The sequence below is a fragment of the Pseudomonas pergaminensis genome (assembly GCF_024112395.2).
Classification (GTDB): Bacteria; Pseudomonadota; Gammaproteobacteria; order Pseudomonadales; family Pseudomonadaceae; genus Aquipseudomonas; species Aquipseudomonas pergaminensis.
On sequence record NZ_CP078013.2, the window covers coordinates 3,077,670 to 3,093,688 of the forward strand.

At 53.8% G+C, this 16,019-nt stretch carries 10 protein-coding genes and 1 pseudogene; 5 read left to right on the plus strand and 6 right to left on the minus strand.

Features of this window, described 5'->3' with window-relative positions:
• Position 1: 1 nt before the first annotated feature.
• Complete coding sequence (locus KUA23_RS13785) at positions 2-211, plus strand: hypothetical protein (protein WP_223204516.1); 210 nt, start codon at positions 2-4, stop codon at positions 209-211.
• A 24-nt stretch (positions 212-235) separates the two neighbouring features.
• The gene (locus KUA23_RS13790; RefSeq protein ID WP_252994157.1) at positions 236-601 is read left to right on the plus strand and encodes a hypothetical protein; all 366 of its coding nucleotides are present in this window, start codon (positions 236-238) and stop codon (positions 599-601) included.
• Between the two features lie 146 nt (positions 602-747).
• Here the strand turns inward: KUA23_RS13790 and istB are convergent, their stop codons facing one another.
• Both istB and istA read right to left on the minus strand, forming a co-directional pair.
• Positions 748-1,551, minus strand: coding sequence for an IS21-like element ISPsy20 family helper ATPase IstB (istB, locus tag KUA23_RS13795; RefSeq protein WP_252994158.1), 804 nt, complete (start codon positions 1,549-1,551; stop codon positions 748-750).
• Positions 1,544-3,042 (minus strand): annotated as a pseudogene (istA, locus tag KUA23_RS13800) (IS21 family transposase). Before istA ends, istB begins: the two are co-directional and overlap by 8 nt.
• A 400-nt stretch (positions 3,043-3,442) precedes the next feature.
• On the opposite strand from istA, the gene KUA23_RS13805 reads away from it, so the two are divergent.
• Both KUA23_RS13805 and KUA23_RS13810 read left to right on the plus strand, forming a co-directional pair.
• The gene (locus KUA23_RS13805) at positions 3,443-7,450 is read left to right on the plus strand and encodes an nSTAND3 domain-containing NTPase (RefSeq protein WP_252994159.1); all 4,008 of its coding nucleotides are present in this window, start codon (positions 3,443-3,445) and stop codon (positions 7,448-7,450) included.
• 238 nt (positions 7,451-7,688) lie between these two features.
• Positions 7,689-10,136, plus strand: coding sequence for an NERD domain-containing protein/DEAD/DEAH box helicase (locus KUA23_RS13810; protein WP_078048400.1), 2,448 nt, complete (start codon positions 7,689-7,691; stop codon positions 10,134-10,136).
• 759 nt (positions 10,137-10,895) lie between these two features.
• Here KUA23_RS13810 and KUA23_RS13815 read toward each other — a convergent pair.
• The 3 genes from KUA23_RS13815 to KUA23_RS13825 form a co-directional block, all read right to left on the minus strand.
• Positions 10,896-11,252, minus strand: coding sequence for a type II toxin-antitoxin system RelE/ParE family toxin (locus KUA23_RS13815; RefSeq protein ID WP_029290773.1), 357 nt, complete (start codon positions 11,250-11,252; stop codon positions 10,896-10,898).
• Between the two features lie 2 nt (positions 11,253-11,254).
• Positions 11,255-11,545 carry a type II toxin-antitoxin system ParD family antitoxin gene (locus tag KUA23_RS13820; protein ID WP_078828243.1) on the minus strand — a complete coding sequence of 97 codons (291 nt, stop codon included), beginning with the start codon at positions 11,543-11,545 and terminating at the stop codon, positions 11,255-11,257.
• A 201-nt stretch (positions 11,546-11,746) separates the two neighbouring features.
• Positions 11,747-11,962 carry a death domain-containing protein gene (locus KUA23_RS13825; protein WP_078828245.1) on the minus strand — a complete coding sequence of 72 codons (216 nt, stop codon included), beginning with the start codon at positions 11,960-11,962 and terminating at the stop codon, positions 11,747-11,749.
• Positions 11,963-12,212: 250 nt separating this feature from the next.
• Between KUA23_RS13825 and KUA23_RS13830 the strand changes: the two genes are divergently transcribed.
• Positions 12,213-14,222, plus strand: a complete 2,010-nt coding sequence (locus KUA23_RS13830) for an AAA family ATPase (RefSeq protein WP_078828318.1) — start codon at positions 12,213-12,215, stop codon at positions 14,220-14,222.
• A 346-nt stretch (positions 14,223-14,568) separates the two neighbouring features.
• On the opposite strand, the gene KUA23_RS13835 is transcribed toward KUA23_RS13830, so the two are convergent.
• Positions 14,569-16,005, minus strand: a complete 1,437-nt coding sequence (locus tag KUA23_RS13835) for an IS1182 family transposase (RefSeq protein WP_078828246.1) — start codon at positions 16,003-16,005, stop codon at positions 14,569-14,571.
• Between the last annotated feature and the right edge of the window lie 14 nt (positions 16,006-16,019).

Below are 16,019 nucleotides of genomic sequence, written 5' to 3' on the forward strand. Positions count from 1 at the left end.
TATGGATATGTCTATCGTTCGGAAGGGTATTGTTATCACTGGCGAATATTCTGGTTGGGAAATTGTTGTTGCGGACGACCGTGATGGCGACACTGGCGGGTATTATCTTTACTTGAAGAAAAGTGATGTTGAAGGGTTTGACTACTGGTTCGAGCATGAGGCAGGGCTTCAGGCTCAGCTAGTTGATTTTGAGGTGGAGTGGATAGTTTAGTAAGTTAATTAGCATGGCTTTTATTTGGCCGTCGGTGCAAAAAAAATAGTTAATGCCACTTCCCATAAGGCTGACGATATTCGTTTTTCGCAGAATACCGTTACATTCAATAAGACAGATAAAGATGGGGGAGCTTTCACTTATAGCGATCTAGTGAAAAGTATGAAGTCTAATGGGTGGAAGGGCGATCCGGTGGATGTGGTAAGGATGCCTGATGGGAAGTTGAGCTCTATTGACAACACTCGTATTGCTGCGGCCAGGGAGGCAGGGATAGATGTCAAAGCAACAGTTAGAGGGTTTGATGATTTGCTTAGCGCCTCTGAGATAAAGCGATTTACAATTCCCAAGAAAGGATTTGTTCCCAAAATGTCGGCGCTGATTGAAAACTGACCCACCCTGCCGATTGAAAAATGACCCAGGACGGATTGCTGATTTTTGCCCCAGCAATTGTGGATAAGCTTAGCAGTCGTGATCCGGTTGACGATGCATCAAGCCCCGCCACATGTAGGCATGCAGCAGGGCGCTTATGACGCGGATCAAAACGGCTGATCGTCCTCGTTATCATCTCCATCCTTGCGCTTTCGTTCTCGTGATTTGATCTTTGTCTGGGCGGCCAAGGTGCTGTGTTGAAGGCGGTAAGACTCGTTGCCCGTTTCGACGATGTGGCAGTGGTGTGTCAGCCGATCCAGCAACGCCGTAGTCATCTTGGCATCACCAAATACGCTCGACCATTCTGAGAAGCTGAGGTTGGTGGTGATAACCACGTTGGTGTGCTCGTACAGTTTGGACAGCAGGTGAAATAACAGAGCGCCGCCACTCTGGCTGAAGGGCAAATACCCCAGCTCATCAAGTATCACCAGGTCTGTGCGAAGCAGCCCCTGGGCGATCCGTCCTGCCTTGCCATCGTACTTTTCACGCTCCAGCAGATTCACCAGATCCACCGTAGAAAAGAAGCGCACGCGTTTGTTGTGGGTCGTGATTCCGGATACAGCCAAGGCACTGGCCAGGTGTGTTTTTCCAGTTCCCGGCCCACCAATGAACACGACATTCTGCGCGGTCTCAGTGAATGCCAAGCTGGATAGATCGCTGACCAACCGGGCATCAGCGCTGGAAGCGCTGAAGTCAAAGCCGGCTAAATCACGGTGCATGGGGAGTTTTGCCATGTTCATCTGGTGGTTCACCGAGCGCACCGCGCGATCCGCCTGTTCCTGTTGAAGCAGATGCTCCAGCAGCCATTTCGATGAAGCCGTCGAGGCGGCTCCTTGAGAGACCAGTTCGTCCCAAGCACTGGCCATGCCGTGCAGGCGCAGTTCTTTGAGTTCTGTCATTAAGTCACGCATTGCGGTTCTCCTCATCGGTCGTACGGAGCCGGTCGTAGCGAGCCGTATTGGCAACAGGCGCCACCTTGAGTTGCAGGCTGGTTTCTACGCAGGGAGGTGGTGCCGTGGAGGTCAGGCGGGCAAGAACATTGAGGATGTGATCGGCGCTCAGACTTCCCGATTCAAGTACCAGCTCCACGGCCACCAGCACCGGTTCGAGACCGGCGATAGGCACAGCAGCCAGTACCTGCATCATGATTCGATCACCGTTGGTGTGACGCCTCAGTCCCCGCTTGAGAAGCAGCAACGGCTTCGGTAGATCGGCAAATGGCGCGCCATTACGCAGTGCACCGGGCTTGCGTTCGATAAGCGGGATGTAATGCTGCCAGTCAAAACTGGCCTGATCTCGATCAAAGAGGCGCTCGTGACTGGCAATCACCGTTTCATCGGCGATGACCACGATCCGGGATGGATAAAGACGACTGCTAACCCACTGGCCGACGCGCTCACATGGCACTGAATAGCGATTTCGCGCCACGCTAATCAGGCAGGTGCTGGAGACCCGCACGGTACGTTCGACGTAGCCATCAAACGCTGTCGGCATCGGCATCATTTCGACCCGCTCCAGCTCCAAGACCTCCGCCACCGTCAGCCCGTTGTACTGCGGATGCACCAGCTCGCTCCAGAGTTTCCGGCAGCGTTGACCGAGCCAGATATTCAGTTCTTCAAAGGTGTGGAACATGCAGTTTTGAGCATCGAGCCAGATACGCCGCCGGCTGTCCTGTACGTTCTTTTCGACGATGCCCTTTTTCCCAGCCGGAGGCTACGTTGCAGAAGTCGGGATCGAACAAGTAGTGGGCACACATGACAGCAAACCGGGCATTCACCGTGCGGCCTTTGCCTTTGTTGACCTTGTCGACAGCCGTTTTCATGTTGTCGTAAATGCCGCGACGCGGCACTCCGCCAAGCGCTTCAAACGAGCGTGTATGAGCGTCGAACAACATTTCGTGCCCTTGGCTGGGATAAGCAACCAACCAGAACGCACGACTGGCACACAGCTTCATGCGGGAGACCTGGATGCGTCGAAACAGGCCGCCGATAGCAGACCTTCTTCGCTCCAGTCAAATTGAAAGGCCTCACCCAGAGCAAAAGTCAGTGGCACAAAAGCGCGTAAAAACTTGCCTTGCTCACCTCGCCAAGAGCTTACAAACGCCGTGAGCTGGCTGTAGCCGCCGTCGTAACCCTCGGCCTTGATCTGCTCGAAAAGCGCTTTAGCGCTCCTGCGGTTGTGTTTTGGCCGGAACGAATCGGCCTTGAGCGCCTGTTCCAGCGTCTCGTGGAAAGGGCTGAGTTTGTTGAAGGTTGCGCACCGTTGGTACGCCGGCTGAGTGGCTTCGGGCGCTCTGACCCATTTCGGATGGTGTTTCTAGAAAGCCCGGTACGCTTGGCTATCTGATGCAGCGAGAGCTTGTCGCGGAAGTACATCCGCCGGATTTTTCCCAACATTTCCATGCTGATCACCCTGTGTTCTCCTGCTCGAAAAGTGAGCAGAAGCAGTTGAACACCTGGGTCAGTTTTCAGTCGGCAGAACAGCCTCTACTGGGTCAGCTTTCGGTCAGCGGCAACAGAGTGGGGAACCACTGCCGTATAGGCAGCTCAGAAATTACTGTTGATGTCAGCAAGGATCTGTTGAGAATTCACTGCCGTACAGGCAGCGGGACCTTGGTCAGGCTTGGTATAGAGCTTTATGGTGAGCAGGTTTGTTCCGTTAGATTGTTATTCCTGTGATACTGAATGGCCATATTTCGCCTCACCGGTTGTCGCCAAACACTTTGATGATGCCGGCAGTTCATTGCTGTCTGCTTAGCTCGGAAGAGGGACGACGTAGCCATAAACGACTAAAGGACACTATATGAGCTTGGATAGCCATCCTGCCAAGGCCATGCCATCGAACAATACCGCCACGGGCAGCAACGCAAGCTCCTCGGCGGGAGCCGTCGCTGCACTAGCAGGTTATGACTATCAGCTCAATGTATCGGAGCTGGCGGCTCTTCGGCTGCTGCTGATTACTAAATCTGCCACGAGCCTGACTTTGGAACCTGCCAATGAAGAGGATCTGGAGGCTGATTTAGAACCCTTTGAACCGAGTCCGGTAGTCCCTAAGGCATCCTTGGCCAACGGGTACAAGTTGGTCATGCAGGTGAAGTTTTGTTCGGGTGATCCTTGGTCGGTTGCGGACTTCACCAGCCTGCTCAACCACGGTAAAAAACGACGGCCTGCCAAGCATCACCTTGATGATCCCGACACCCATTTCCTGCTGGTGACCAACGCAGACGCGACAGGTGTTACTCGCGATCTGCTCGTCTCGGATTTTGAGGAAAAACCCGATCCGGCTTCGTTTCCACCCTCACTCAGACAGACACTGACGAAGACCCCAGAGGGTCGTGTAGCCATCTGGGGAGGACTTACTAACGAGCTCATAGAGTTCAAGATCAGGGAGATCCTGTCTGACTTGCTGCGCATTCCTCACTCTCGCCTGAAGGCGTGTCGTGAGAAGCTGAGGTCAGAGTCACTCCGTCGCATGCGTGGCACAGGCCCTGGGGTCTGGACTCGCGATGAACTACTGGCCATCGTACGTGAGCATGGTGGCTTTCTGGCGAGTGCGGCGGAGCTGGACGCGTTTGTCGAACCCTCTAATTTTGAGGCGATGCTGTCCCACTTTCGTAAGCAAGGCGCCATTGTCATTACCGGTCCTTCCGGGACGGGCAAGACACTTGCTGCACTTGCGCTGTGTGAGCGGGCCCGGTTAGCGGCGCCAGGCCTTGATGTCGTCACGGTGAATCCTGCCGAAGGTCCGTCAGTTACAAGACGCCTGGTCAATTCAGGTCCCACATTATTTTACCTGGAGGACCCCTGGGGGCAGTACAGCCTCAGATCGGGTTCTGAGAGTTGGACGGAGCAATTGCCCAAGTTGCTACCTGGTGCACGCGCTGGCAACCAGTACGTGGTCACGTCACGTGCTGATGTAATGAGGGAGGCTGAGGCGGAGCGGGGTCTTAAACTATGGTCAATGGAACTCAATGCTGATCACTACAGCGACGGCCAACTGGCTAAAATCTATGAGAAACGCATGGCCGCGATCGCCACGCCCCTGCAGCCCAAAGCTCTGGAATTCAAGCGCGAAGTGCTCGCAGCCTTGGAGACACCACTGGAGCTGGATCTGTTTTTCACAAACCTCTCTGAAGGTCCTGAGGCCGGCGAGCCGGATTATGCTTTTCTAAGCCGCCTACTAGACCTAGCTCATCGCGATGCGGTCGAGGGTGTTGTCGTCAAGTACCTGAAAGCGGTAGACCAAATAGGGCTGTCGGCTGTGGTGTGGGGGCTGGTGGCGGCGCGTGGTCATTTCGATCGAGAACAACTGAGTGCTGTCCTGCGCCGATTGCGCCGCATTGATCCTCCCTTGGGAGCGCAATTGGACGGTGCTGTTGATCGGATGATTGCAGCTCGACATTTACGCCAGCCCAACCGTAAGGTCACCTTCTCCCATACGAGCGTTCGCGCAGGCTTTGCGACGTTTCTCAAAAAAAACTGGTCCTGCAGTGAAAGCGCTCTCAATGCGCTTTTATCAGCCCTGGTTTCATTGACCGGCGACCAGCGTGACTGGGGATTGGAGACCGCTGCACGTGTCTTGAGTAAGGCGCTCAGTTTCAGTGAGGATCTGACGGACAGTTATGACGTGTTTGCAGTGGATCATGCCAGTCAAGTCGCGATTGATGAATGGCTTGATGAGTCGCTTTTCGATCCTCGCTCTGAGCTTATGCCTCTGCTAGAGCTCGCTGCTGATATCGGATCCGTCGACTCCATCCCTTCAGAGGTTGCCCGCTGGATAACCAAGGGGCGAAGGAGAGGCGGGGGCTTCTTCATTGATGGTTGGGCGCCGCCAACGTTTAGCGACAAGTGGTACGACCGTGTGTGCGCCGATCCTCGCTCGGCGGTGATCGTGGAACGTTTCGTGCGCAAGTATTTGTCACAAGATTTCGGAGAGTACAGTCGGCACTTCGTGCCTCAGCTTGATCGGATTGCCCCTGGGTTGGCGCCGGCTTTTATCGAGGTGGCGCATACTCTAGTCGGTACCCCCTTCCATTCAAATGCTCATGTGATTGCCGCGGGAGCTATAAGGGACTTGCCGGGATACGAGGCCGTGTTAGTCGAAGCCTTGGCAGAGCTTGAGGCGTTACGGTTGCCAAACCCGCGAAATGTCAAAGAGTGGACAGCCATTGAAGACGGTGAGCACGACATTACGTATGAGGAATGGTACTACTCTCGACCAGATGATGAAGGTGAGGCTTCACGCATTCTTGTTGCGACTTACGTTTCAACTAAGCGCTCCTCGGGATACTGGCAGCACCTTGCCAATCATCATCATGCCAAAAGCTTGGTCAACGAGTGGGCGCGCAACATTCAAGACTCTAGGCTTAAAACCGGTGAGGATGAGCTACTCAGCATTTTGAACATTGCCTTGGGCAGTAACAGTGAGGATCTCGCGTGGAGAGTTGCTCACAAGCGTTGGTACCCTTCGCTGGAAAAACCGTTGCTGGATCGAATGCTTTCCTTGCCTGAGGATGAAGACCTTCGCAATTCGCTCATGCTCTGTGCTTACACTGTCGCTCCCGCAGTCCTGGTTGAATGCTTCAAGGCACTCATGAGTTCACCGGTGGCCCTCATTCACCTTTTGGTGGACTTCAGCGTGGTGGTGAAGGAGGAGGAGGGCAGTCTTTTTGACCTGCGTTTTCTCCCTATTGAGGCCACGGAAATCCTGGGTGCTCTTTGTGCTACGGGCCCCTCACAAGGTGTTGGAGGTCCGGCGCTGTCTTTGCTGGAGTCTGCTGCGTCAGATTGTTCATTGACCGTTCTGGCTCGGATTGTGCCGATCATGATTGCGAGTGGCGGTGTGCCGACGAGTAACATCGAGCGCTGGCTGGATGAAAGCATAGAGGCTGCGAGCGCACTCGCAGCGGCGCAAGCGGCAATAGCAATAGACAGTGAGCCGCTCGTCTGGCGTGCCTTGAGTCATCGCCGTGCTGACGCCCGCTGTGCGGCACTTGAATACCTGGCACCTAGGCTACCGGATCCGTTGCCCCTTCAGTTTCTCGATCTGAAGAGTGATCGAGGAAGCCGAGTGCGCCTTGCACTCGTTAACGAGTTGAGCAACCGACCACATGCAGACCATTTACCGGTCTTGATGGCAATGTCGAAAGATCGCTACTCAGAAGCTAATGCAGCCTATGACGAGCCAACCTTTTACCGGATTGCACGCGAGGCAGTGAATGCGCTTGAGGGGTACGGGGAGCTGTCTTATGAGCATGGAAGGCAGCTTATCGACTTGGCGAGAGCGACCGAAGATCGCACCTTGCGCCGTATTGCACTCACAACCGCTGCCAGCCTGTGTGAGGCCGAAATCCGCCAGCAGATTTGGGCCATATTGAAGAATAAGGACCTACTGCCGTGGGCCCGTGCCGACGCCACAGAGGCATTGGCTTTGGCGCCTTTTGTTGAAGCAGACATTCTGAGTAAGATCACCCCCAAGCGGTTGATGAGTGTGTCTGCAACATTAGCTGCTTCACTCACGGCCTTGGTGAGCCGGCATTTTCCTGTCGCTGAGGCTGCCACCTTCCTTGAGCAGATTGGGAAGTCTCAGACACACCGAGCCTTACTGCTGCTGGGCGTCTACGAGCTGGAAAGTCGTGATCTTGCAGTGGCTATGGGGCTTCTTGATCTACTGGATGATGGTCACCCGGCTCGAAAACTACTTGATGACGACGGCACACTCTTACCGTCTAACGTGCTCGATGACCTTGGCGATGTCAGAATTCGCAAGCGGGTAGGGGAGTGGCTGAAGGATCGTATTGAGGAAAATTAGTCTTACGTCAAATGTGTCGGGTGCTAGACCGCTCAGCGGTTCACTGAATCGATTTCTCCACCCGTTACAACCTTGATTACGACGTTGCCTTGTCGATTTGCAACCAGTCACCAACGTGCTCGATAGCGAATCCATTTCCCGAACGATGAACCCCTAGGTGGGTAGGGTACAACTTGACTATCGATTCGGTAATTTCCGCCCGGTCTGGGCTGATCGGAGCGGTACCATTGATAGGTTGGTGGATGAGAAGACACGGGTGCATCCAGTGCCTTACTATGCCCCAACTGACATAGCGTTTCTTCCATTCATGGCCAAATTCTTTCCAGCACTCGATCATGCGGAATTCCGCAGCAAAGGCGAATTTACGCTTTTTCAGGAACTAGCGGCACTTGACGATGGGTTTGTCGTCATCCATTCGCTACCTTGGCTACGCGGCCGGACAAAGCGGGTGTACTCGCAGGATCTGCAGGACTACCTGCGAGTTTCCTTAGAGAGAAGGCACCTGTCTGGCGAGGTGGACTTCGTAATCTTACATGCGGAGCTGGGTATGCTTTGCATAGAGACGAAGTCAGGTTTGTATCAGCCGTCGGGCGTTCGATTCATTCACGAACGTCACGGTTATGAAATCGATCCTCTGAATCAGGTCAAGGACAACGCTTTCGTCCTCGTCGATATGTTGCAATCGTGGCAGATGAAGTGCCCAGTCGGTTATGCAGTGCATTTTCCAGACTTCGATCTGGAGAGCTCGCAAATCGCCAGTGCATACGTGCCGCTCGACCGGCAGTTGCCCGACGGTATTCTAATCCTCCAAAAGCACCGTCAGGACATGCCTTCGCGCATCGTGCAATTGATGGCGCACTGGAAGTCCGCACTGAACTACGACATCAAGGATAATTTCAGCCATGAAATCAAACAATTTCTCGACTCCGTCTGGCCGCGGGAATTACGGGACGGGGCTCTTGGCCGGAAAATTGTTGCGGACAGCGAGTTGTGGCTTCAATTAGACAAAAAGCAGGCGAATCAGGTGGCATTGTGCGTAGACTCTGATCGAAGGTTGATCGCGGGATTTTCGGGCAGCGGCAAGACGTTGATAGCGCGTTCTCTTGCTGAGCAGTTTGTCGCTCGGGACCTCAAGGTACTGTTCCTTCTGAAGAACCGCCAGATTACGCATAAGGTGGCCGCTCAATTGAGCCAGTTTGGCCGGGCGGTGACTGTTCAAACCTTTCATTCCTACTGCGAGTCCCAGGGCAAGCGGAACAGGGAAAACAGCTCCGGCGAGCCCAACTATGACGAGCATCACCTAGCCCTGCATGGGTCGGTAGATCAACAGTACGCGGCGTTGATCGTCGATGAGGCCCAGGCGCTCAATGAGGCCGATCACTTGGCGCTGCGCGACCATTTCGCCAACGCACGCAAGTTCGTTTTTGCTGATGAGCTCCAGGTCCTACCCGGGATCGAAAAAGGCAGTTCCTATCGATTTCTGGAGGATACCTATGGCGAGCGATTCTTCTATTTGGCAACGGTCTACCGGAATCCCGGAGGCATCACTCAGACGATGATGGAGATGCTACCGCCACGACATGAGGTGAATTGCCCTCGGCCGATCTCCGTGGAGGACTTGTCCAGAAGCATTAGCTGGGATGTCTCCAAGACAATCCAGACCATGATGGCGAGCCTTGCTAAATCAGGTGTGATGAACGAGGACTTGATCGTGCTAAGTCAGTTCTCCTCGTCGCTTGATGAGATCAAAGTTCCACGCTCCACGATCTCGGCGTATCGCGGTATGGAGGCGCCAGTCGTCATCGTCGTAGCAGGCTTCGAAATGGATGACATCACATTGGCTTGCGCTCTCGGGCGAGCTACCACTCGTGCCTATATCATCGTACCTATCGAACTGCTTGTGGGTCAGAGCAGCGTAAAATCAGATTTCCTGCGCAAAGGCTTGGAGAATATTGATCGAAAATCAGTGCTCGATCAGGATGCCCGTGCTCCGGCCCCACGATTTATCGTTAACAGAATGCGAAAATACGCCGACTTGTACGGAAGACACGAAATCTTCGGCGAAGGATTTGTTTACGCAAGCCGATGGAGGCGGTGGGTATATGAAGGCGGCGGCAGGTGGAGCAATCGCGGAGTTCAGCTTTGGGGCTGGTGGATATCGCTATCGACAGGTCTTCCCATAGCTGGAATCGACGTTGTGCGTAATGAACTGACAGAGGGCTATCTTAAGCCCTGCACCGAATGCAATACGATGACACCGCATAACATGTATGGCGCATGTCTGACTTGCCTCGTGGAGCCATTGGACGAGGCCAAGGTTTTTGAGGTCGCCCAGCAGGCGGTTGAATTGGGTACTGCGCGATCAATGAAACGCGGGCAATCTTTAATCAAGGTGGCGGCACTGGTCGGCAATTTTGAATTTCCGCGCTCTAATGACCCTGTGTGTGGGATTACTGAAGTCCCTGTCCTATTCCTCGCCACTACGATCGTCGAGTTTCGGATGCGCAACGAGGCGACCGTTGCCACCAAATCCCAAGTAGTACAATGGTTGCGGGAAGGGTTGGTACCCAGTGATTTAGATGACTCCATCGAGAGCATTGCGGGCCGCGCGATAGGCAGTCTCTGTGGGCAGAAGCTCATGGTGAAGATTGAGGCCGGAAAGTACCGGCTTACCGATTCTCAATAGCCTCGTAAAGGTGGGGGCATCCTTTTCAAACCATCCAAAGCATGCCCTCAGATGCGCCCCCAATGTACCAATCCACTGGAAGTGGATGGAGCTCCATGGTTTGTGGAAAGGCAAAAATGATCAGATGAACAGCCTGCCCGACGACGCCTAGAGACTCTCAGGATCGCCAAAAAACATTTTGACTGGGCTCTAGATCGGTATTTACAGCCTGAAAAAAACAAATTTTGCCCCCAGTTTTGCCCCCAATTGCACAGGGTGGGCGAGCGATCGCGAATGGCTATTTCTGACCCGGAGCGGGGTGGCCGTGACTGGCATTCAGTGCGCCTTTGTGTACTGGATGACCAACCCGAATCTGGAAAATTCTTGGTCGTTAGATGAGTCGATATCCTTAATCGGAGTTGTCCGGGCCGCCTTTCAGCACCTGTCCTGAAATTGGCAGCGTGAAATGCTCATGCTCTGCGAGATGTTGCAATGGCGCCGGTCGCCAGAGAGATCGATCCGCGTGTCCATCGACAACCGGAGCGTAATGCCAGGCGCCTGGCCACGGAAAGCGCTTAAGAAGCGGTTGTTCGGTATTGAAAGTGGCAGGCAACGTTGCGCATCGTGCTTCTGGTGGTGGGTCTCGATAATCCGGTCGGGCCCATAACTTCCCGCTTCAATTGGCCACTGAGTCGGCGGGCAGCGAAGGCGCTCAGGTTGCATGTTGAGGCGGGCGCCTTACCTTCGCTGTTCATGGACAGCTAAGCCTTTGGGCCAGGATCAGTCATTAGGCAAGTGCAATTGCACTTCCATGGCGTCATGAAGGAGTCGGACGACCTCGATCACGTCGTCGCTTGCTACACGATAAAACACGATATGGCGTGGGCTTTTGACCGCCCCATGGGGCTGTTTGGCCTGCTGGCGTGAATAGATGAGGTGATAGCTGCGAAGGCCCGGTGCCAGCTCACCGCGTTCGTAGCTGCCAATGCGATAAGGCGTGTCGGCAATCGCTTGCAGCGCGGCGAGGATTAGCGCCTGATACCGCTGGCGTGCTTGATCGCCGAACTGCGTCTGGGAGAGCCTGAGGATGTCGACAATGTCGGCGCGCGCCGCGTTGGAAATCCGATACTGCGACATGCTCAGTGTTTCTCGCGCGCGGGTAGGGTTGCCTCCAGGCTCAAGCCCTCGAGGTAGTGCTCCAGATCCCCTTCGTTCAACCTAGTAAAGCGCCCTTGCTCAAGGTCCATGATGCCGATAGAGGTCGCCTGACGCAGGGCCTCAATTTTGGCGGTGTCTTCGGCGACGCGCTGTTCCAATAGCCGCAAACCTTCTCGCATCACTTCGCTGGCATTCTGATAACGGCCGGACTGCACCAGGTCATGGATAACCTGTTCCTGGTGAGGGGTGAGTACAACGTTTCGCGTCGCCATGATTAGCTCCAGCTCTGGACATACAGGTCCTTTCGACTATTGGCATATTATGCCATTTTACCTGCCAGCACATAGTTTGGGATTTGTATCTGACGGACTGTAAAGTGTGGGGCCATCCTATGCGCCGGACAGATGGCCCGGACTGTATGCGCACATAGTCCAAGCAAGGCTGTCGCATGCGGGACGTCGTGGACAGCTTAATTAGTGCGGGCCTCGGGCCTTCAGTTTTGCAAAGCCTTGTTTGATGTGTCCGGCGTTCTCTCCAATCGTTTGTAGCGCGCCGCGGACATTGTCGCCTGTGTCCGTCGTACCCTGGCGCTCAATCCATAACGTCAACTCCATCACTGCCGCTTCTAAGGCGAGCTGGTTTTGGTACAGACGCTCAAGGACATCAGGCAGTGAATATTCAGTGGGCATCGTTTCGACTCCAATGAAGGAGCCGAAAGCGTAGCAGTGGGGGAGGCGGATGTCCTGAGCCACCCGTGAGTTAAGGGCATGAAACGGCTTAGAGTGAGGGGTCAGCATTCGCCAAAAGCTGCCGATGCGACAGGCAGCAGACGGCCAAAAGCGGACTGCCGTTAAGAGTAGCCACGTCTACGTAGACGACGTGATGGCTTTTCGCTTACCTTCGTGCCCATTCGCGTTCGATCAACAAGGACAAACGGACATGCTGTTGACATCTGTAAAGGTTGGCCCTTTCCGCTCAATCAATGAGCAGCAAACAACTGAGATCGACCCCCAGGTCACTGTCTTGGTGGGGATGAATGAAGCCGGAAAGACGGTCTTTCTCAGAGCTTTACATAAAGCCAAGGATGCGCTGGACAAAGAGAAATTCGACATCACCGAAGACTATCCACGCAAAGACCTGCTGACATATAAGCGACGCCACGAGGAGTCGCCTGAAGACGCCGTCATTTTAACCTACGTAATCGACGACGCTGAGGCATCTGAAATCAACGCCAAAATCGGTTGTGACATAAAGGCCGGATTCAGATTCACAGTGTCACGTAACTACAAAAATGCTAGTTCAATTGGGTTGAGCATTCCCGAAGCGCCAATACTAAAAAACTTGGCAACTACCGTAGGGCTGAGCGAAGGTGCAGTAGCCGTCCTCAGCAAAGCCACTTCGCTGAGAGAAGCACTATTAGGCCTGAAAGGCATCAGCCTGACGAACGAGGCTGACACAGAATTCGTCCAAGGGCTCGAAACCCGTGTGAGCGGTGCCCGTGCGGACTGGTCGTCAGTATGTACCTACGAAGCTTGGCAGTTGCTATCACCCCAGATTCCTAGCTTTCTTTATTTCAGCGACTACGACCTTCTGCCTGGAAAACTCAATCTTAAAGATCTTGCGAATCGCTTAGCCGCCGCAAGCAAAGATCCGGCTAATGCCCACAAGCAGATCGAGCCAAAGCATCAAGCAGTGATCGCCCTACTACGCATGGCGGGAGTTGAACTGGACGACTTTTCGAATGGCACCTCCTATGAAGAACTGAAGGCACAGATCGAATCGGTATCGATCAACCTAACTGATCAGATTCTGGAATTCTGGAAGCAGAACGAAGACCTCGAAGTCGAGATCGATATTCGGCCTGATGCGTCAGATGCCGCCCCATTTAACGACGGGCCTAACCTCTACCTGCGGATCAAAAACAAAAGACATCGTGGAGTGACCACCCCATTCGATCAGCGCAGCCGAGGCTTCATCTGGTTCTTTAGCTTTTTAGTGTGGTTTGACAGCGTCCAGCAGCAACTCAGCGTGGTCGGCAGTACAACCAGTAAAAATCTTGTGCTGCTTCTGGACGAGCCGGCCCTGGCTCTGCATGCCCTCGCTCAGTCTGATTTTTTGCGTTACATCGACGATCTTGCTGAGACCCACCAGGTCATCTACACGACTCACTCACCGTTCATGGTGAATTCAGATCGCCTGTACCAAGTGAGGGTAGTGGAAGACAAGCCACGCCAAGGGACAGTGATTTCTTCTAACCTTTCCGGGTCGGATTCCAAGACAATTTTCCCACTGCAGGCCGCCCTAGGTTGGAATATTGCTCAAAACCTATTCATCGCCGAGCGAAACTTGCTGGTCGAGGGCATTTCGGAACTCACTGTACTCCAAGCGATGTCTAGAGCCGTCGAAGAGACTGGAGGAGTAGGACTTGATCCCCAAATCACGATCGTCCCCGTGGGGGGCTTGAGCAACGTAGCGACCTTCGTGTCACTCCTGGGAGGTAATGGGTTAGCATTTGCTGTTCTGCATGACTACAGCGGCAAGAGTGATCAGAAGCTCGACGCCATGGTGCAGCAAAAATTGCTAAATCAAAAACAAGTCTTTAATTTCTCACAATTCAAAAACCTAGGAGCGGACGAAGCGGTCGCTGTTGCCACCGACCTCGAGGATCTCCTAGACCCCAAAGCGTATCTCGAACATTTCAACGAGGTCTATTCCAAAGCTCTTGCTGGAACAGTCTTAAAACTGGAGGATCTGCCGCAAGCAGATCGGATCGTACAAAGGATTGAGAAGCAGCTGATAAGCAGTCAGGTCAGCGTTCGACCAACTCCTGGATACAATCATTTTGCAGTGGCTGCTGCTTATGTGGCGGTACCGCCTAAGAAGATCAGTAAAGACGTAATTCAGCGATTCTCGAAGCTTTTCGAGACGATCAACCAAGCATTGAGCTGATTTTTTTGGTCGCCAACCTAGAGCATAAACCTTGCTGTTCCGGCCTCATGCCATGTGAGCTATCAGGCCATGGTCACTTGCAGTAGGTTGCCCAAAGCTCATTAACTCCGGTAGCGAAGCTTTGGCTCATCATAGTGATAAACGAGGGAAATCAGATGTCCGCTTTGGGTCCAGGCTGTGTGAAAACGCACTGAATACGTCGAAAGTTGAGAACTACGAGCATTGTCTGCGACAACCAGCAGACGGAAGCGCGAATTGCCTTAGTCAGCTACATAGACATTCGTAATGCTGTTTGGGCCGCGTTAGCGGCCCAAACGGCTACTAACGGGCGAGCAAGTGGCTGGATTTACGTCCTGATCGCCTCAAGCAGTCCTACTATGCCGAAGATGCTCATCATTCGTTTGAGGTTGTAGGCGAGTACATGAAGACTCATTTCGGTACTTACCCGCGGAAGTGTTTTGGTCAGGAAGTGGGTGGCTCCCATCCAATATTTGAGCGTTCCAAAAGGATGCTCAACAGTCTGGCGGCGAACCTTCATCTTCCCCGGGTCATGTTCTAGCCGAACCTGCATCGCGTCGATTACCGCCTCATGTTCCCAGCGCTTCACACGGCGCTCCTTACCCGTCGTACATTGCTTTTGCATTGAGCAGGACTGGCAGCCCGAGAAGTAGTAACAATGCAATAACATGCCGTCTTCCATCGACGAATGCCGCCTGGTTAGTAACTGCCCCGCAGGGCATCGATACTCGTCCGACGCAATAAGATAGATGAAATCCTGCTTGCCGAATCTGCCTTCGGCTTTGCTGCCAGATGTGAGGGGTTTCGGTACGAAGGTAGTGATGCCGGCTTGCTCGCAAGCAAGGATTTCCAGACCTTTGTAATAGCCTCGGTCGGCCACCACCGTTAGCGTTTCAGCCTCGATTTCTTCACGCGCTTGGTTCGCCATATTGCTCAGTTGCCCACGATCATTACCAACGTTGGTCACCTCATGGGCAACGATCAGATGGTGTTTGTCGTCGACAGCTGTTTGTACGTTGTAGCCAACCGTTCCGGTGCCTCGGCCGCTCGTGGCCATTGAGCGTGCATCTGGATCGGTAAGAGAGATCTGCTGGTCTGGACTGTCGTGCAGCTGCGCCTCAATTTCCTTGAGTTTCTGCATCTGCTGTTTCAGCGTTTCGATTTTTTCTTTCAGTCGCTCGGCTTTGGCCTCGGCCACTTCTGGCGTTGCCCGATCCGCCGAATCCATCGCCGCCAGATAGCGATCAATGCTCTGCTCGATCTGTTGCATGCGCGCCTTCACTTTGCCCTGGGTGAAGTTACGGTCGCGGTTGTTGACGGCTTTGAATTTGCTGCCGTCGATGGCGATGATCGATTGGGAGAAGAGATTGAGGTTGCGGCAAAGCACTACGAACTGGCGGCATACGCTGCGAATGGCTTTGCCGTTGTCTTTGCGAAAGTCGGCAATGGTTTTGAAGTCCGGAGCCAAACGCCCCGTTAGCCACATCAACTCGACGTTGCGCTCAGCCTCACGCTCAAGCCGGCGGCTGGACTGAATCCGATTGAGATAGCCGTAGATATAGATCTTCAGCAACACCGCTGGGTGACAGGCCGGACGACCCGTTGCGGCAGGATCGACGCCCTCAAAACCAAGTGCGCCCAGGTCGAGTTCATCAACGAAAACATCGACCACACGCACTGGATTTTCTTCGGCTACGTAATCGTCCAGACACTCCGGCAGCAAGGTGACTTGCGTCCGAGCCTCACCTTCAATAAATCGCTTCATGATCGCCCCTGCTA